This window comes from Mycolicibacterium bacteremicum (genome assembly GCF_002086115.1).
Taxonomy (GTDB): Bacteria; Actinomycetota; Actinomycetes; order Mycobacteriales; family Mycobacteriaceae; genus Mycobacterium; species Mycobacterium bacteremicum.
The window spans coordinates 33,259-51,168 of the sequence record NZ_MVHJ01000034.1 but is presented as its reverse complement, the minus strand read 5'-3'; the positions used below and the strand labels follow the sequence as shown (position 1 = coordinate 51,168).

Below are 17,910 nucleotides of genomic sequence, written 5' to 3'. Positions count from 1 at the left end.
GCGGAGGGGGAGGTGGTGGCTCATGGTGAGGGCCGTGCTCGTTCTGGTGCTGCTGATCGCGCTGGCGGTGCTGATCGTCATCGTGGTCGGCTACAACAAACTCAGGTCCGCCGACATCCGGGTGTCCGAGGCGTTGTCCGGTATCGACGTCGAACTGACCCGCCGCGCCTCGTTGATCCCCAGCCTGGTGCACACCGTCGGCACCGTCGCCGCCCACGAACAGGCCGTGCTCAACCGCGTGGCCCGGGCCGGCGCCGAGCTCGATGCCGCCACCGGCGGTGCGTCGGTGGCCCAGCGCAGTGCGGCCGAGGGACACCTCGACAGCGCGGTCGGCCGCGTGCTCGCGCTCGGGCAGGGCTACCCGCAGCTCAGCTCGTCGAACAACTTCCTGAACCTGCAGCAGACCCTGACCGACACCGAGAACAAACTGGCTTTCGCACGCCAGTACTACAACGACGCCGTGGCCGCGGTGAACCGGCTGATCACCACGATGCCGTGGATGTTCGTCGCTCCCATCGCCGGGGTGAGCGAGCGCGAGTTCTACCAGACACCGCGGCTTACCTAGACTGGCGCGGTGCGTCTCCTTTTTGCCGGCACCCCGGACCCCGCGCTGCCCGCGCTGCGCCGACTGGTCGACTCCGCGAACCATGACGTCATCGCGGTGCTGACCCGTCCGGACGCGGCGGCCGGGCGCCGCGGCACGCCGGCACCGTCCCCGGTCGCGCAGTTCGCCGCCGAGCATGGCATCGCGGTGCTCAAGCCCGAGCGACCCAACAGCGCGGAGTTCGTGGCCGAACTCGCCGAACTGGCACCCGATGCGTGCGCCGTGGTGGCCTACGGCGCGTTGTTGCGGGACGAGCTGCTGGCGGTCCCCGCCCACGGCTGGGTGAACCTGCACTTCTCGTTGCTGCCGGCCTGGCGTGGCGCCGCACCGGTGCAGGCCGCGATCGCCGCCGGCGACACCGTCACCGGTGCGACCACCTTCCGCATCGAACGCGACCTGGATTCCGGACCCATCTTCGGGGTCGTCACCGAGACCGTGCAGCCGACCGACACCGCCGGGGATCTGCTTGAGCGGCTTTCTGTTTCGGGCGCCGGACTGTTGGAGGCGACCATGGACGGCATCGCCGACGGTTCGCTGACGCCGGTACGGCAGCCCGCCGAGGGCGTCACAGTGGCTCCGAAGATCACCGTGGAGGAGGCGCGGGTGCGCTGGGACCTGCCCGCCCACGTGGTGGACCGCCGCATCCGCGCGGTGACCCCGAATCCCGGTGCCTGGACGATGATCGGGGAGGCGCGGGTCAAGGTCGGTCCGGTGCGCCCCGACGAGGGCAAGGTGCTCGCCGTCGGGGAGATCGAGGTGGGCAAACGTGAGGTGTGGATCGGTACCGGTTCGAATGCCGTGTCGCTCAGCTGGATTCAGCCACCCGGTAAGAAGCCGATGAACGCCGCGGACTGGGCGCGCGGGGCGCGGCCGGATGCATCGGTGCGTGCGCTGTGAGCCGCCCGGGTCAGGGCCGCGGAGCGCGTCCGCCGCAACGCCAGGGCCAGCGGGGTCCGCAGCGCAAGGGGCCCCAGCGCACCCCGTTGGATCCCGCGCGCCGCGCCGCCTTCGACACCCTGCGCGCGGTCACCGAGCGGGACGCCTACGCCAACCTGACGCTGCCGGTGCTGCTGCGGGAACGCGGAATCACCGGTCGCGATGCCGCTTTCGCCACCGAGTTGGCCTATGGAACCTGCCGGGTGCGCGGGTTGCTGGACGCCGTCATCAGCGCGGCCGCCGGGCGGCCGACCGACCGGATCGACCCGGTGCTGCTGGACCTGTTGCGCCTGGGCGCCTACCAGTTGCTGCGCACCCGGGTGGATGCGCACGCCGCGGTGGATACCACCGTCGATCAGGCGGGTATCGAATTCGATGCGGTGCGGGCGGGTTTCGTCAACGGGGTTCTGCGCAAGATCGCGGGACAGGACGAGGCGGCCTGGGTGGCCGAGCTGGCACCGCCGGCGGGTACCGATCCGGTGGGCAACGCGGCGTTCGTGCACGCTCATCCGCGCTGGGTGGCGCAGGCCTTCGTCGACGCCTTGGGGACCCAGGCCGGTGAACTCGGTGCGTTGCTGGCCAGCGACGACGAGCGCCCGGTGGTGCATCTGGTGGCCCGGCCGGGCGTGTTGACCGCGGCCGAGCTGGCCGAGCAGACCGGCGGCACCGTCGGCCGGTACTCGCCTCATGCGGTGTATCTGCCCGGCGGCGATCCGGGCGAGGTCGCCGCGGTGCGCGCGGGCACGGCACTGGTGCAGGACGAGGGCTCTCAGTTGGTGGCGCGGGCGTTGACACTGGCCACCGTCGACGGCGAGGACGGCGGCCGGTGGCTGGACCTGTGCTCCGGCCCGGGTGGGAAGACCGCGCTGATCGGTGCGTTGGCCCCAGGCGCGGCCCGGGTCACCGCGGTGGAGCCGGCCGAACATCGTGCCGACTTCGTGGTGCAGAACACCGCGGGTCTGCCGGTCGACGTGCTGCGGGTGGACGGACGCGAGACCGGTTTGCCGCCAGGCAGTTTCGATCGGGTGCTGGTGGACGCGCCGTGCACCGGGCTGGGCGCGCTGCGGCGGCGGCCCGAGGCGCGCTGGCGGCGACAACCCGGTGACGTGCCTGCCCTGGGGCGGTTACAGCGTGAACTGCTGGGCTCGGCGATCGGGCTCACCCGGCCGGGCGGGGTGGTGCTGTACGCGACGTGCTCGCCGCACCTGGCGGAGACCGTCGGCGTGGTCGCCGATGCGCTGCGCCGGCATCCGGTGACGGCGCTGGACACCCGGGAGTTCTTCCCCGGGGTCGACCGGCTGGGGGACGGGCCGTATGTGCAGTTGTGGCCGCATCGGCACGGCACCGACGCGATGTTCGCCGCGGCGCTGCGCGTCGGCCCTGGGGTTGATTGACGGGGCGAGCGCAGCGACGGGAAATGACTGAGGGCGAGCGCAGCGACGGGATCCGGAAAAAGTAGGCTGACCGCCATGGCAGGTCAATCTTCCGGCGCCCCGCTGATCGCCCCGTCCATCCTGTCCGCGGATTTCGCTCGGCTCTCCGATGAGGTGGCCGCGGTGTCCGGTGCCGACTGGTTGCACGTGGACGTGATGGACAACCACTTCGTGCCGAACCTGACGCTCGGACTGCCGGTGGTGGAGAGCCTGCTCAAGGCGACCGACATCCCGATGGACTGCCATCTGATGATCGAGCAGCCCGAACGGTGGGCCCCGCCGTATGCCGAGGCCGGCGCCTACAACGTCACCTTCCACGCCGAGGCGACCGACAACCCGATCGCGGTGGCTCGCGACATCCGCGCCGCTGGGGCCAAGGCCGGACTCTCGGTGAAGCCCGGTACCCCGCTGGAGCCCTACCTGGAGATCCTCCGTGAATTCGACACCCTGCTGGTGATGTCGGTCGAGCCGGGTTTCGGCGGACAGAAGTTCATCCCCGAGGTGCTGGTCAAGGTCGCAACCGCGCGCCGACTGGTGGATGCGGGTGAGCTGACCATCGTGGTGGAGATCGACGGCGGTATCAACGCCGACACCATCGAAGAGGCGGCCGAGGCCGGGGTGGACTGTTTCGTGGCCGGATCCGCCGTCTACAGCGCCGACGATCCCGCCGATGCGGTGGCGCGGCTGCGCCGGCAGGCCGCCGCGGCCTCGCCTCACCTGACCTTATGACCCCCGACGCCGCGATGCGGCTGGCCATCGAACAGTCCGAGCGGGTCAAGGGTGCGACGTATCCGAATCCGCCGGTCGGTGCGGTGATCCTCGATGCCGCCGGCGAGGTGGTCGGTGTCGGCGCGACGCAGCCGACCGGAGGCGCACATGCCGAGGTGGTGGCCATGCGCCGGGCCGGGGACTTGGCCCGTGGCGGTACCGCGGTGGTGACAATGGAGCCGTGCAACCACCATGGGCGCACCCCGCCCTGTGTTGACGGCCTGCTCGCCGCCGGTGTTGCGCGCGTGGTCTACGCGGTCGAGGACCCGAATCCGGTCGCTGCGGGTGGTTCGGCCCGGTTACGCGACGCCGGTGTGGACGTCCGGTCCGGCGTGTTGAGCGCCGAGGTCGCCGGCGGCCCGCTGCGGGAATGGCTGCACAAACAGCGCACCGGCCTGCCGCACATCACCTGGAAGTTCGCCACCAGCGTCGACGGCCGCAGCGCCGCCGCGGACGGCAGCAGTCAATGGATCACCAGCGACGCCGCCCGCGCGGATGTGCATCGCCACCGCGCGGTGGTGGAAGCCATCGTGGTGGGCACCGGCACGGTGTTCTTCGACGACCCGACCCTGACGGCCCGGCTGCCAGACGGCAGCCTGGCCGAGCGGCAACCCTTGCGAGTTGTGGTGGGGGAGCGCGAGATCTCCTCGGAGGCAAACGTTCTCAACGACGACACCCGTACGATGGTGATCCGGACCCGCGATCCGCACGAGGTGGTCAAGGCGCTGTCCGACCGCACCGCGGTCCTGCTCGAGGGTGGTCCCACACTGGCCGGCGCATTCCTACGGGCCGGCGTGATCGACCGGATCCTGGCCTATGTGGCACCCATCCTGCTCGGTGGTCCGATCACCGCCGTCGACGACGTCGGCGTGCTGAGCATGGCCGGAGCGCAGCGTTGGCGCTTCGATGCGATCGAACCCATCGGACCCGATGTCCGGCTCAGTCTGGTGCCGCACTGACCGACGCGCATGTGAGCGCACGCACACTCGGCCATCGGGTGTGAGTTGTGCCGAACCTGCTGGTCGCAGCGTCGGTCCCGGGTGTTGCGGCCGACCGTGCCCAACGGGCGCCGGTAGAATTCGAGCGAGCGCCCTTCACCGACGAGTAGCGCGTGATGAGCACTAGCAAAGGACGTGAGCATGACTGCTCTGCAGGACTGGCTCAATACCGGCCCGATGAACCCCCAGACCGTTCGAACGTTGATCCTGGACCTGCTGCGCATGGGAACCCCGGCGGAGATCCACCGGCGTACCCCCATCATCATGCAGCCCGGCCTGGAACGCTGCTGATTTGCTGAATCACCCGACCCGGGTGAGCACATCGAGCGCGCCGGATATGTCCCGTGCGTAAAAGGTAGCCCCCCATTCCGATCTCCGATCCGCGATGATGGCCGGCGTAGCGGTATTCCCGCAGTTTCCCGCTGGTTCGGACAGGAGAGGGTGATGGGCATGCAGGCGCAGCCTCAGGGTCATGACGGAGGACGCCTTCTTTCGCTGGCACCGCTCACTGCGCTGGAACTGGACCCGGCCGAACTGGTCAGCTGCGCAGCGGCCACCGGTTTTGACGCCGTCGGGCTGCGGCTCATCAGGGCCACCGGGCAGGAGCCCGTTCGGCCGACGATCGGGCTGACGCCGCTGATCAGGGAAACCAAACGGCGTCTTGATGATTCGGGTCTGCAGCTGTTGGACATCGAGGTCGTCAGACTGGTCCCGGACACCGACGTGCGGCCCGATTTCGAAGGATTCCTGGAGACCGGCGCCTACCTGGGTGCGGCCGAGGTGCTGGTCACCGGTTACGATCCCGACCACGTCCGCACCGCGGACAATCTCGCCCAGTTGTCCCTGCTGGCAGCAGAATTCGGGCTGACGATCAACCTCGAGCCGATGCCCTGGACCGAGGTGCGGAATCTGCACGAGGGTGCTGCGCTGGTGGCGCAGTGCCCGGTCACCGTCGGCCTGCTGATCGACGCGATCCACTATGACCGGGCCGGCAGCACGCCCGCCGAACTGCGGGCGTTGCCGCGCGATTGGATCCGGTACGCCCAGATCTGTGACGCGCCGACGGAACGGCCGACAAGTGTGGCCGAACTGATGTACCAGGGCCGGTCGGCGCGGTTGTTGCCGGGCGAGGGCGGGATCGATCTGGTGTCGATGCTTCGCGCGCTGCCGACCGGATTGCCGATCAGCGTGGAGGCACCCCTGCTGGGCGACGCTCCGGCCGCGGTACGCGCTGCGGCAGCGGCACGGGCTTCGCGCGAGGTGCTCGCATCGGTCGACGACAGTGGCTGGACGCCGCTGATCCGCACTGCCTGACGAATTCCCGGTACGTTCGTCACGGTGCGCCGATTTCGCCTCCTGGCCGCCGTCCTGGGCGGGCTGCTGTTGCTGATCGCCGCCACCGGCATCGGTGCACACTTCGTCGGTGTGACGAGCACCGCGGTTGCCTGGATCGCCTCCTTCACCCCGATCGCCGTGCTCCTCGCGGTACCGGCGCTGCTGCTCCTGCTGATCGGCAGGCGGCGCCGGACAGCCGTGGCGGCTGCCGCCGTCCTCATCGTCGGCTTGGCCACCCAGGTGCCGCTGTACCACGGCACCGCCGGCGAACGCGTGCCGGCGGAGTCGGTACGCCTGATGCAGGCGAACATCCGACTGGGTGGAGCTGATCCGGTTGCCCTGGTCCATTCGGTCGACGGTCGCGATGTCGACCTGCTCACGGTGATCGAACTGACCGAGCATGCGGTGACCGAGCTGTCCGGCGCGGGCCTGGACCGGCTGCTGCCATTCTCCTGCGAACGGCCGCGCGCCGGTGGCGGCGGGGCGGGAATCTACTCCCGATATCCGCTGCGTGACTGTGGCCGACTGGACGGTTTCGTGCTCAACAATGTGCGCGCGCTCGCCGACGTCCCCGGGGTAGGACCGACTGCGGTATATGCCCTGCACCCGTTGCCGCCCTATCCGGAGCCGGCCTGGAAGTGGGTTCACGAGCTGAAACGGCTGCGTCCGATATTGCAGGCCGAAGCGAACCCGATGCTGGTCGGTGCGGACTTCAACTCCACCTATGACCACAAGCAGTACCGTGAATTACTTGCCAACGCACAACGCGCCGGGGCTCCGCCGCTGCACGATGCGGCCGAATACGTGGGGGCCGGTGTGGTTCCCACCTTTCCGGCGGACCGCCTGATTCCGCCGGTGCTTGCCATCGACCGTATTCTGGCACGCGGATTCGAACCCCTGTCCTTTGAGCGATTCGACGTGCCGGGCTCAGATCATCTGGGTGTGGTCGGCAATCTCGGGTTGCCGCAGATGAATTCAAACTGAGGAAGTTGAATTCATCTGTTGCATTGCTGCGCAGCGCTTTTCGCGAATCGGCGACCGGTGTGGGCTGCGTCATAGAATAAGACGTAGCTGACAATTTCATGTGAATGCTCGCTAGTGTCGGTCTCGCAATCAAACTTCTCCAGCGGCGGGCCGCGCTGAGCGACCGTCTGCAGGCGCTTGCCTGCGTCTTCCATTTTTGAAAGGTGATGACTCCCTTGACAGATACGGTGGAGGGCACGGGTGTCGAGCACTTGGCGAAATCGCTGAGCCTTGATCATGATCTGCCCATCAGCAAACATCATGGCGGTCGCGAGAACAACGGATCAGAGCATCAGGACGCCACCGGCGGTTCCGGTGACGGCGCAGGTGAGCCCACTGTGACGGTGGTGATCCCGACCCGTAACGAGGCGCGCAACCTCCCCTACGTCGCAAAGCGGATGCCTGCCGTGGATCAGATCGTGGTGGTCGACGGCAACTCGGTGGACGACACGGTCGACGTGGCCCGCATGCTCTGGCCGGAGGCGTTGATCGTCAACCAGACTCGTGGTGGCAAGGGTAATGCGCTGGCCTGTGGATTCGAGGTGAGCACCGGCGATATCGTGGTGATGATCGATGCGGACGGGTCGACCGATCCGGCAGAGATCCCGGACTTCGTCGCCGCGCTGGTCGCCGGAGCCGACTTCGCCAAGGGCAGTCGTTTCACCAGCGCCGGCGGTAGCGACGACATCACCAAACTGCGCAGGATCGGGAACAAGGGCCTGAACTGGCTGGTGAATAGGCTGTTCGGCACCCAGTTCACCGACCTGTGTTACGGATACAACGCGTTCTGGCGCAACCACCTCGCGGTGCTCGACCTGCCGCGCACCGATGTGCCCGAGGCGCAGTGGGGCGATGGTTTCGAGATCGAGACCGTCATCAACGTCCGGGTTGCGCGCAACGGGCTCACGATCGAAGAGGTCAGCAGCTTCGAAGGCAAGCGCATCTACGGACGCAGTAATCTCAACGCCGTCACCGACGGACTGCGGGTGCTGCGGACGATCGGCCGTGAGCGACGGCTGCATCGTGCGATGACCGTCGCGGCGCGCGCGTCGGCGACCTCGCGATGACCAGGATCCGCGAAAAGCTGGGCCACACACTGGCGCTGGCGCAGAGCATCGGCCTGTCCGCCGCGCTGAACCTGGTGGGCCGGCGAGCGCTGGGCATCTCGCGGCCGGTCACCGTTCGGTGTGGTCCGCACCGTCTGACGGTGCGACCCGCCGACAGTGATCCGTTCGTCCTGGCGCAGATCTTCACCGAGCAGGAATACGACGCCCACCCGTTCTGGTCGGACCGGTTGAACGCACTGGCGGCGCGGGTGGTGGCGGCCGGCGGTGTGCCGGTGATCATCGATGCCGGCGCCAATGTCGGCTACTCCGCGCTGTATCTGGCCGACCGCTTTCCGGACGCACGAATTCTGGCCGTGGAACCCGATGCGGCCTGCGTGGCCATGATCGAACGGAACTGTGAAGCGAACCCGCGCATCACACCGGTCCACGCCGCGCTGTGGAGTCACGGGAACGGGGTGAATCTTCAGGTCGATGGTGAAGGGTCGTGGGCGAACCGGGTCACCGATGCCGGCGACACCCCGTCGGTAACCCTGGAGGCACTGCTCCGCCAGATCCCCGATGCGGTGCCGTTCGTTCTGAAGCTGGACATCGAGGGCGCCGAATCCCAAGTATGCCAATCTTCTTCGGACGCCGTCGCCTCGTTTGCGTGCATCATGATCGAACCCCACGACTGGATGCTGCCGGGCTCCGGCGGTCTGGCACCGCTCTACGACGCGGTGGCCGGCAAGAAGATGGACACCCTGATCCGCGACGAGACGTTGATGTTGTTCGATTGCGCGATGACGGAGGACCTGGCTCCAACCGCAGCCTCCGCACGCTGACGCTGTCATTTGCTGTAGCGCAATGTCCTGCCCTTGGTCAGGCTTGCGCTCAGTGGTGTTTGTGCACGTGTCGCTGCAACCGTTGGTTCCTGATAGAGCTATCAGCGAACGGTGCGGTCGGCATTCGTAGCTCTTGTAAGTAGTGTTGGGCTGCAATAACATTCGCCTCAGCCAGTTCTGGCTGAACACCATTCGCATCAATCTTAGGAGAACCGTGTCTCTCGCTGTTCCCGTGGATTCGGGGCGCGACTTCTGGTCTGCGCAATCGCCATCCACGCCTCTGAAGAAGAGGTTGCTCATCGCCTCCGTCGCGATGACAGGCGCGTCGGTCATCGCCGTGACGCCCGTCGCGCAGAACCTGCCGGCGCTGGAGATCGCTCAGCAGCGTGCAGTCGAACTCGTCGCGTTCGAGAACCCGTTCGCCGTACTGGGTGCCACGTTCTCGAAAGCCTTCGAGAATCTCAACAATCGGGGCACCGACATCTCGGCCACCCTGCATCCGAACCTGACGGCGATTCTGGGAAACCAGGAACTCCAGCGCGAACTCTCGGTGATCCTGTTCCGCCCGGAGACCGTGGCGCAACAGTTGCAGGACCGGCTTGCCGAGCACCAGGAGACCCTGCGCACCGGGTGGGAGCAGTCCCAGGCGGGCTGGGCGGCCCACAACGAACTGTTGCCGGGTGTCCTGCAGCGGGCCAACGCCGAACTGGCAGCGGGTAATTTCACCGAGGCCTTCGCGCACGTGAACGACTGGTTCATCTTCGGTCTGGGTGCGGCGGGCTGGCCGCTGTACCCGAGTTTCGCCGTTCCGGGTCAGGTGGCCCGCGACGTCGGTGGACCGGCCATCGGCGCCATCCTGGATGCACTGCTGGTGGGCGATACGACTCTGGCCGGCTATCCGCACGCCATCCTGGTGCCGTTCGTGAGCGCGATCTTCCGATTCACCGACAGCCTCGACGAGATCCGCATCGCGGCTCAGGCCGGCGATGTGGTGACCGCGATCAGCCATACCGTCAACCTGCCTGCCAAGGTGCTGGGTGCGTTCCTCAACGGGTACAGCCCGAGCATCGCCGAGGACTGGAATGTCTTCCCGGGTCTGTTGACCCCGGGTGGCCCCATCGACTCGTTCCTGGTGCAGTACCCGTCGCTGATCGCCAAGGCGCTGAACGCCCTGACCGGGCAGACGGCCGCCAAGACCGGTGAGGAGGCGCTCAGCAAGGTGTCGTCGACCGCGCTGGCGGCCGAGGACGACACGGTGACGTTGAGCGTCGAGACAGGCTCGGGTGCAACTCCGGTCGAATCGGTGTCCGCGGGCAGCGAGGAGTCGAGCAGCGAGGAGTCGGTCACCGGCGAGCAGACCGAGCCGGGCGCCACGGTGCCCGCCGACGAGGCCGATGTCGACGAGGACGTCGCGGCCGAGCAGGCTCCGGTGGCGGAGACCGAGGACTCCGGAACCGTCGCCGAAGGGACCGCTCCGGTCACCGGCGAGGGGGGCGGTGACAGCGCCGAGGCCGGCAGTGAGTCCGGTGTCGAGTCCGACCAGGCGGAGAAGGCTGAGAAGGCCGACAAGACCGACACGGCGGAGAAGGCCGACAAGGCTGACAAGGCCGACGTCAAGGCGGAGAAGGCCGACAAGGCGGACGCCAAGGCCGACAAGGCTGACGCCAAGGCGGAGAAGGCCGACAAGGCTGACGCGAAGGCGGACAAGGCGGATGCGAAGTCCGACAAGTCCGACAGCAAGGCGTCCAGCGGTTCGTCGAGCGGCTCGGGGAGCTCCAGCAGCGACTAGCCGCCAACGGCTACCCGACAGCGAAGAAGAACGGCCCCCTCGCAGGAGGGGGCCGTTTCTTCATGCGTGCAGTGGGCCCGAGCTCGCGAGAGTGACGTTTCCGCGGTCTCCGAGCCCGCGAGAGCACAGATACGTCACTCTCACGCAAACCATCAGCCGTGCGCGATGACCATCTCCGCGACCCGTCCGACGTGTGGCTCCCGGACCACCGAGTCGTGGTCGCAGTTGACCCGCTGGACCGAGAGTTCGCCGGTGAGCAGTCGCGGCCAGACCCGTTCATCGTCACGGTTGAAGCTGCTCAGGATCAACAGGGTTCGTCCCGGGTAGGGACGGGGCCGGTGCAGCCGACCGACTCGGACGCCCACATCGCGCAGCGCGGCCACCTTCTCGTCCGGGGTGCCGTCGAGGATTCCGGCCAGTGGCAACAGCGCCCGTTGCCGCCAGAGTTCGTGCGGTGCCGCGGGATCCTGTTCCAGCAGTGTCGAACCCACATCGGGCAGGTCCCGCCGGGCGGCGCGCACCGTCCGCGGCGGCAGGAACGGGTCGAGCAGGGTCACCAGCTCCACCTGGTGGCCAAATTCGGTGAGCCGGTTGGCGACATCGATGGCGATGAACGCACCGAGGGAGTGGCCGGCCAGCCGATAGGGGCCGTGCGGCTGCAGCGTCAGCAGATCACGCAGGTGCCGGCGCGCGGCCCGCCCGATCGTCCAGTCGGGCACGGCGCGGTTCTCCAAACCGTGTGCCTGGAACGCGATCACGGCGGTATCGGCTCCGAGCCGATCGGCCAGCGGGACGAAGGACAACGCCGAGGCACCGGCCCCGGCGAAGCAGAACAGGGTGGATCGGGTCTGCTCTCCCGGGGCGCGCAGGATCACCGTCGTCGCCCGGATGCCCGTGTCCCGCCATACCGTGTCGCCGGTCCGCCGGGTCCGCACGATCTCGGCGAACTGCGCGACGGTGGGTGCGGTGGCCAGATCCGAGGCGGTGAGCCGTACCTCGTGCTGTGCGCCCACCAGGCCGATCATCTGCTGCACGTTGAGCGAGTCGCCGCCGAGCGCATAGAAATTCTCGTCCCGACCGACCTGTCCGAGCCGGAGCACCCCGGCCCAGGCGGTCGCGATGGCGGATTCCAGCCCCGGCGCGGCCGGGATGATCGGCCCCCGGGTGGGTGCCGGCAGCGCCCGCCGGTCGACCTTGCCGCGTTCGTTGCGGGGCAACGCCGCCAACATCACGACGTGGGTGGGCACCATCCAGGCCGGCAGCCGGGTGTGCACCTGGGCGCGGATGTCGGCCACCGCCGGGCTGCGGACCTCGGGATCGGGTGCGACGTAGGCGATCAGCAGCGGTGTTCCGGCCGACTGATCGGCGACGACGAGGGCTTCCCGCACCCCGGGGCAGTCGAGCAAAGCCGCCTCCACCTCGGCGGGTTCCACCAGATATCCGCGGATCTTGACGGCGGCATCCATCCGGCCGAGCACGACGAGCGTGCCGTCCTCGGTGAACCGCGCGCGGTCGTTGGTGACGAAGGTCCGGCTGCCATTGGGGTTGGCGGTGAAGGTCGTCGAGGCGCTGTCCGGCGCGAGGTATCCGGCGGCCAGGTAGGCGGAGGTGACCGTCAGCCGGCCCTGCTCGTCGATATCGAGCGTCTTGTGCGGTACGGCAACTCCGGCGGGGATGACCCCGGGGGGAATCTCGTCGTCGGGCCAGATGTCGTGATGCGCGATGCCCAGCGTCTCCGAGGAACCGGCCCAGTTGGTCAGCACGGCATGTGGTGTCAGCTCGCGGGCCCGCCGGATCACGTTGCTGTAGACCGGTTCACCGGTGGTCACGATGCGCTGGACGCCGGGCAATGTGCGACCGCAGGCCGCTTCGGTCAGCGATTGCAGGAACGAAGGCGTGCACATCACGATGTCCGCGCCCGCGAGCCGGTCGATCGCCGCTTCCGGGGTGCAGTTTCGGGGGTCGATGGCGATGACCTCGGCGCCCGACAGCAGCGCTCCGATGAGGACGTTCAGCCCGGCTGCGAAACTCACGGGCATGCACAGCGCGACCCGGCTGTTCTCGACGATGCCGAAGCGGTCGCGATGCAGAATCCAATCGCTCAACCACGTTCCGTGGACGTGCAGGACGGCCTTGGGCTCACCGGAGGAGCCCGAGGTGAATTGGATACTGGTGACTTTCTGCCGGTCCAGCACGGCGGCGGTGCCCGGCGCGGACGTGCGTTCGGGCGGGGCGTCGGCCTGCCAGACGCGGTACCCCTCGGCCGGCTCGTGGGTGCGCGGCCGGGATGAGTCATCGACCACGACGGTATCGAGGTGGCGGCCCTGATCTCGCAGGGCTGCGAAGATATGCGACATCCGGTCCGGTGGCAGTCCGGGATCCAACGGCACCAGCGGTGCGCCGGCGGCGAAACTGCCGAGAACCACCGCCGTGATGGCCGGGCTGAGATCGCCCACCATGGCCACCGGTGCCTCCGGATCCGGCCGGCCACGCAGCACCTGCGTCCAGGCGGCGGCGTCGATCCGCAACTGGCCGTATGTGATCGCGGCATCGGTGGTGCGCAGCGCCACCTCGGCGTGCTTGCGCACCGCGATCTCCTCGAACCGTTCGCTCACCGAGTCGTATTCGATCGGCGCGACGTGGCTCAGGTCCGGCCGCACCGGCGCGGGCCGCGCTGGTGCGTCCAGCGACTGTCCGCTCGGGGTGGCGGCCACCCGTCGCATCAGCGCGGCGGTGGGGCCCAACACGACGAGCGTGATGAGCAGTTCGCCGGCGACGTAGGTGTAGCCGACGGCATCGATGCCCCATCGGGGTGTGGTCAGGATGACGCCGGCGACCACCATGACGCCGAGCAGCACCTGGGAGACGACGGCCAGCCGGAGCTTACGTTGCAACCGGGCCAGCGCGGTGTAGATGGTCGTCAACGCCACCGCGGGCAACACCAGGGCCATCGTCCGGATCAGGGTGGTGCCGTTGGCGGCGTAATGCGGGCCCAGGATGCCGAGGATGAACGGGGCGGTCGCCATCAGCACCAGTGACCCGGCCACCGCGGATCCACCACACAGCAGCACGAATCGCTTGGTGCATGCCCAGACGTCGGCGCCCGGGGTGGACGCCGTCGCGATGAAGGGCGCGGCGGTGGCCACGATCAGCGCGCCCAGCGTGTTGACCACCAGCCAGCACATCGAGAAATACGCGTTCATCTCGGTGCCGAGCTGGGCGACCACGATCAACGGGACCAGTAGCGGCACGATGACGTTGATGGCGTTGATGGCGTAGGAGCTGGCGAAGAAGGTGAACAGCTCCCGGCGGTCGGGCAGGTCCGGGTTGCCTGCGCGGGCACCCGTCTCACGGCGGATGATGAACACCGCGATGATCGCCGTGATCGCTGCCGCCGGAAGCACCCAGGACCAGACGATGGCCGCGCCGGTTGCCAGCGGGATCATGGCAGCGACGATGATGAGCTTCGCCGTGGACTGGCTGATGTTCTTGGTGGCGATGGCGCGGGCGCGGCCCAGCCCGATCAGGATCTGATCCTGCAGTGCGTAGATCGCGAGGATCGACACGAACACTGGGAAGAACAGCATCTCAACCGGATTCGGGAACAATTGGGCCCGCGGTCCGATGGCGGTGAAGACGGCTCCGAACACCAATGCCGTCCCGGCGACGAAGAGCATGCCCTGGCGCACGATGGGTTTGGTCCGGTTGCCGGCCAGCGGCAGGAAGCGCTCATAGAGGCTGCCCAGGCTGAAGTTGGCCAGGATGGCGATCAGGGTCGCCGAGGTGATGATGGCGGATGCCCGGCCGACCTCTGCGGTGTCATAGCCGCGTGCGGCGACGGTCCAGAACACGAAACCGAGGATGCCGGTGGCGGCACTGGAGGTCATGACCGCGGCGATGTCGATGCCGAGTCCGCCGCGCCGGGCATGCGAGACGGGGAGGACCGGCGCCGGGGCGGGTGCGCCCAGATCAACCGCCGGAACGGAGGTTTGTTGTGGTCCCAGGGTGTCGGGTCGGCCGATCGTGGGCATGTGGCGGAAGTCCTCGCGGGAGATCGAATGCGGCGGCGACGCCACCGCAAGGACAATACTGACTTCGCGGGAATTTGGTTAGCCTACCCATAGTAGTGATGCGCATCATACTGGTGGAGGTAGCCGCCCCATCGTGACGTGCGGTTGCTAGTCTCGGCGCAGTTGAGTCGAACTCTGTTGCCCTGACGCTGGTTTCGCCATTGGCGACGCTTCTCGGGATGAAATCGATGCCTCCGCGGCGGAGGGTGGTGAGGTACGTGCGTCCGAACATGTTGGCCCGGCTGACGGGGTGGGTGTCATTGGTACCGGTGTGCTATTTCGCCGCGGAATGGGTGGTCGCCGCCTCGTGGCGAGGGTTCTACGGATACCGCGACAATCTGCTGGGACCACTCGGTACCGCATTCTGTGGTCCGGTGGGCAATTGGCCGTGCAGTGAGCTGTACCGGGTGATGAATGTGGCCCTGGTGGCGAGCGGCCTGGCCATCGTGTTCGTTGCGGCGGGGTTGTTCGCGCGGCGGTCGACCGACCGGGCCGGTGCGCTGTTGTTGCTGTCGGCATCGGGTGTCGGTCTGGCTGTCAGTGGCGCGATCACCCAGAACATCAGCTACACCGCGAATCTCACCGCCACCATGGTGTTCATGACCCTCGGCTCGGTGGGCGCGCTGTTGACCGCCACCGATTCGGCAACCCCGATGACGGGGGAGCGCCGCCTGGTCGCCGTGTCGGCGGCACTTTGCAGCCTCCTCGGTCTCTTCGCCTATGTCGGCGGCCTCGACATCTTCGGGCCCGGCGGGGCGCAGCGATTGTGTGTGTACGGCGTGCTGGTCACCGTGATTGCCGTCGGCACGCTCGGGCTGAGCGGGCCGCCGGCCGACGGCGCCGCCGAGCGTATCGAGGAAAAACGATGACCGACTGTGTAGTTCACCGATGACGGCGACCTTGGCGGCCGACGTGGGCACGTCGGGCTCCGATGAGCTCGCGGTCGTGCCGGGCCACCGCATCCCGCTGCTACGGGTGCGGATGGCCGATCTCGCGGTCGCCGGGGCGATCGCCGGTGCGCTGGCGCTGACGGGCCTGCCCGACGGGCCGCGCGCCATGGCATTGCTCGCTTTCATCGCGATCGGACCCGGCGCCGCCGTACTGAGCTGGGTGCCGATCCCGCGGCGCGCCATGCTGTCGACGGTCCCGGTTCTCGGAGCCGCGATCACCACGCTGGTGGCCATGGCGGCGATGTGGTCGTATCGCTGGAACCCGCCCGAGATTCTGTGGGTGCAGGTCATCGCCGTCTGCGCGAGCAGCGGCTGGTGGTATCACCGCCACCGCGGTTGCGCCGGTTCCGGCGTACGGTGGCGCCGGGTCCCCGACACCACCGTCGTCGGCCGGTCGGTTGTGCGCCGGCATCTTTCGCTGCTGCTCAGCGCCGCCGCGGTGGTCATCTGGGCGGCCGCGGTGCCCGGCCTGCCGGGCGTCGAGGCAAGCTATTACGGTCTGCTGTTCTCCGGTACCGGTCCACTGCTGGCCCTGTGCATCGTGCTGTGCGCGTGGGCGCTGCTGGTCGCGATCCGCGATCGTCGATTGCTTCCGGCGGCGGCCGCGGTCGGTGCGGCGATCATCGTCTCCCGGGTGACCACATTCGTGGCGACCGAGGTGCCGCTCTACGACTGGACCTACAAGCATCTGGCGGTCGTCGACTACATCCTGGTGCACGGGCGCATCGCACCCGACGGCACCGACATCTATGCCCAGTGGTCGGCATTCTTCGTGATGTTCGCCTGGTTCAGCGATGTCACCGGTGTGCCGCCGATCGTGATCGCCCATGCGTTCGCGCCGATCATCCACGTCCTGATCGCACTCGCCGTGTACTGTGCGGCGCGGGTTCTCGGCCGGCCCCGACGCACCGCAGTGGCCGCGACGTTCCTGGCCGAGGTGGTCAATTGGGTTGGCCAAGACTACTTCTCGCCCCAGGCGTGGTCGCTGGCGTTGGCCTTCGGGATGATCGTGCTGCTGCTGGCCTCACCGCGTAGTCGGGCCGCCGGCATCCTGGCCATCATCGTCTTCGCCGCGACCGTGCCCACCCACCAGCTGACCCCGTTCTGGGCGGTGGCGGTGGCCTGCCTGTTGTGTGTGGTGCGACGTGCCCGGCCGTGGTGGATAGCGGTGGTGATGGTGGCGATCGTGGGCAGCTACCTGCTGCTCAACCTGGAGGCGGTGCTGCCCTACGGTGTGTTCTCCGGCAGCAGCCCGGTGAGCAACGCCACCAGCAACGTCGTCAGTTCGGGAATGCCCGCCAAGGATTTCACCTCGCTGATCGTGCGTTCGTTGTCGCTGGCGGTCGTGGGCAGCGCGTTCGGCTGCGCGCTGTGGCTGTGGAAAAGCCGGAAACCGGTGGCGGCCCTGGGCATTGTGGCGTTCTCCTCATTCGGTCTGCTGCTCGGGCAGAACTACGGTGGCGAGGCGATCTTCCGGGTCTACCTGTACGCCGTGCTCGGCTGCGCCATCCTCATCGCACCAGCGGTGGTCGCCGCGGTGGATCGCCGCCGGGTGGGTCCGCGGGCGGCCGCCACCCGGCTGGTCGCCGTGCTCGGAGCGAGCTCGCTCTCGCTGGCAGGCCTGCACGGTTATGTGGCGCTGTGGCCGATGGTGGTGGAGACCCGGGCGCAGATCGATCTGATGAATGCGATCACCGAGGGGGCGGATCCGCGTACCCGGTTGGTGATGATCCGGCCGAGCGGGATGCCCACCCGGGTCAATGCCGACTACGCCGAGTTGACCTTGTTCAACCCGTATTTCGACGAGTCCATCGCCTACGACCTGTGGGACGGCCGCGACCCGCGGTTACCGGAACTGAAGGCGAACTTCCCGGCTGACGACGACATCGCGACGCTGGACGACAATGCGACGCGCGAGGCCTACATGGCCTACCTGATGTTCAGCGAGCAGTCCAACAAGGCGGTGCGCTACTACGGCGATTACCGACCGGAGGCCATCGAGCTGTTGCAGGACGCGCTGCGCGCGTCGCCGAACTGGACGGTGTTCTACGAGGACGGCGCCACGCTGGTGTTCCGCAGCATCAACCACGACAAGGCTTCCGGGTAGGGCGGCTAC

General features: G+C 68.0%; 14 protein-coding genes. 13 read left to right on the top strand and 1 reads right to left on the bottom strand.

Going from position 1 to position 17,910, the window contains the following annotated elements; genetic code table 11:
* Positions 1–22: 22 nt before the first annotated feature.
* The 11 genes from BST17_RS25265 to BST17_RS25220 all read left to right on the top strand — a co-directional run bounded on the left by BST17_RS25265 (position 23) and on the right by BST17_RS25220 (position 10,774).
* Positions 23–565, top strand: coding sequence for a LemA family protein (locus tag BST17_RS25265; protein ID WP_083061654.1), 543 nt, complete (start codon positions 23–25; stop codon positions 563–565).
* A gap of 9 nt (positions 566–574) precedes the next feature.
* Entirely contained in the window at positions 575–1,501 is a 927-nt protein-coding gene (fmt, locus tag BST17_RS25260; protein ID WP_083061653.1) for a methionyl-tRNA formyltransferase, read from the top strand.
* Positions 1,498–2,934: an RsmB/NOP family class I SAM-dependent RNA methyltransferase gene (locus BST17_RS25255; protein WP_207573717.1), complete on the top strand. Its 1,437-nt coding sequence runs from the start codon at positions 1,498–1,500 to the stop codon at positions 2,932–2,934. The genes fmt and BST17_RS25255 overlap by 4 nt, the downstream gene beginning before the upstream one ends.
* Before the next feature lie 75 nt (positions 2,935–3,009).
* On the top strand, positions 3,010–3,702 hold the full coding sequence (gene rpe / locus BST17_RS25250) for a ribulose-phosphate 3-epimerase (RefSeq protein ID WP_083061651.1): 693 nt from the start codon (positions 3,010–3,012) through the stop codon (positions 3,700–3,702).
* Positions 3,699–4,700, top strand: a complete 1,002-nt coding sequence (gene ribD, locus BST17_RS25245; RefSeq protein WP_083061650.1) for a bifunctional diaminohydroxyphosphoribosylaminopyrimidine deaminase/5-amino-6-(5-phosphoribosylamino)uracil reductase RibD — start codon at positions 3,699–3,701, stop codon at positions 4,698–4,700. The genes rpe and ribD overlap by 4 nt, the downstream gene beginning before the upstream one ends.
* 180 nt (positions 4,701–4,880) lie before the next feature.
* Complete coding sequence (locus BST17_RS29415; protein WP_165762347.1) at positions 4,881–5,030, top strand: hypothetical protein; 150 nt, start codon at positions 4,881–4,883, stop codon at positions 5,028–5,030.
* Between the two features lie 159 nt (positions 5,031–5,189).
* Positions 5,190–6,053: a sugar phosphate isomerase/epimerase family protein gene (locus tag BST17_RS25240; RefSeq protein ID WP_234807821.1), complete on the top strand. Its 864-nt coding sequence runs from the start codon at positions 5,190–5,192 to the stop codon at positions 6,051–6,053.
* 24 nt (positions 6,054–6,077) lie between these two features.
* A complete protein-coding gene (locus tag BST17_RS25235) occupies positions 6,078–7,058 on the top strand; it encodes an endonuclease/exonuclease/phosphatase family protein (protein ID WP_083061648.1) in 981 nt (326 codons plus the stop codon).
* Positions 7,059–7,435: 377 nt separating this feature from the next.
* Positions 7,436–8,164: a glycosyltransferase family 2 protein gene (locus BST17_RS25230; RefSeq protein ID WP_407937769.1), complete on the top strand. Its 729-nt coding sequence runs from the start codon at positions 7,436–7,438 to the stop codon at positions 8,162–8,164.
* Entirely contained in the window at positions 8,161–8,985 is an 825-nt protein-coding gene (locus BST17_RS25225; protein WP_083061646.1) for an FkbM family methyltransferase, read from the top strand. The genes BST17_RS25230 and BST17_RS25225 overlap by 4 nt, the downstream gene beginning before the upstream one ends.
* A 313-nt stretch (positions 8,986–9,298) precedes the next feature.
* Positions 9,299–10,774, top strand: a complete 1,476-nt coding sequence (locus tag BST17_RS25220; RefSeq protein WP_133053595.1) for a hypothetical protein — start codon at positions 9,299–9,301, stop codon at positions 10,772–10,774.
* Between the two features lie 152 nt (positions 10,775–10,926).
* Here BST17_RS25220 and BST17_RS25215 read toward each other — a convergent pair whose 3' ends face one another.
* The gene (locus BST17_RS25215) at positions 10,927–14,850 is read right to left on the bottom strand and encodes an alpha/beta fold hydrolase (RefSeq protein WP_234807820.1); all 3,924 of its coding nucleotides are present in this window, start codon (positions 14,848–14,850) and stop codon (positions 10,927–10,929) included.
* Between the two features lie 212 nt (positions 14,851–15,062).
* Here BST17_RS25215 and BST17_RS25210 point away from each other — a divergent pair, with 212 nt between their 5' ends.
* Together BST17_RS25210 and BST17_RS25205 are read left to right on the top strand one after the other, a co-directional pair.
* On the top strand, positions 15,063–15,713 hold the full coding sequence (locus BST17_RS25210; RefSeq protein ID WP_234807819.1) for a hypothetical protein: 651 nt from the start codon (positions 15,063–15,065) through the stop codon (positions 15,711–15,713).
* 19 nt (positions 15,714–15,732) lie between these two features.
* Positions 15,733–17,901, top strand: a complete 2,169-nt coding sequence (locus tag BST17_RS25205) for a hypothetical protein (RefSeq protein WP_234807818.1) — start codon at positions 15,733–15,735, stop codon at positions 17,899–17,901.
* The last annotated feature ends 9 nt before the right edge of the window (positions 17,902–17,910 follow it).

Coding starts and splice junctions, on each gene's coding strand:
- BST17_RS25265 (WP_083061654.1), top strand. CDS start 23: ATGGTGAGGGCCGTGCTCGTTCTGGTGCTGCTGATCGCGCTGGCGGTG.
- BST17_RS29415 (WP_165762347.1), top strand. CDS start 4,881: ATGACTGCTCTGCAGGACTGGCTCAATACCGGCCCGATGAACCCCCAG.
- BST17_RS25220 (WP_133053595.1), top strand. CDS start 9,299: ATGACAGGCGCGTCGGTCATCGCCGTGACGCCCGTCGCGCAGAACCTG.
- BST17_RS25240 (WP_234807821.1), top strand. CDS start 5,190: ATGCAGGCGCAGCCTCAGGGTCATGACGGAGGACGCCTTCTTTCGCTG.
- BST17_RS25205 (WP_234807818.1), top strand. CDS start 15,733: ATGACGGCGACCTTGGCGGCCGACGTGGGCACGTCGGGCTCCGATGAG.
- rpe (WP_083061651.1), top strand. CDS start 3,010: ATGGCAGGTCAATCTTCCGGCGCCCCGCTGATCGCCCCGTCCATCCTG.
- BST17_RS25225 (WP_083061646.1), top strand. CDS start 8,161: ATGACCAGGATCCGCGAAAAGCTGGGCCACACACTGGCGCTGGCGCAG.
- ribD (WP_083061650.1), top strand. CDS start 3,699: ATGACCCCCGACGCCGCGATGCGGCTGGCCATCGAACAGTCCGAGCGG.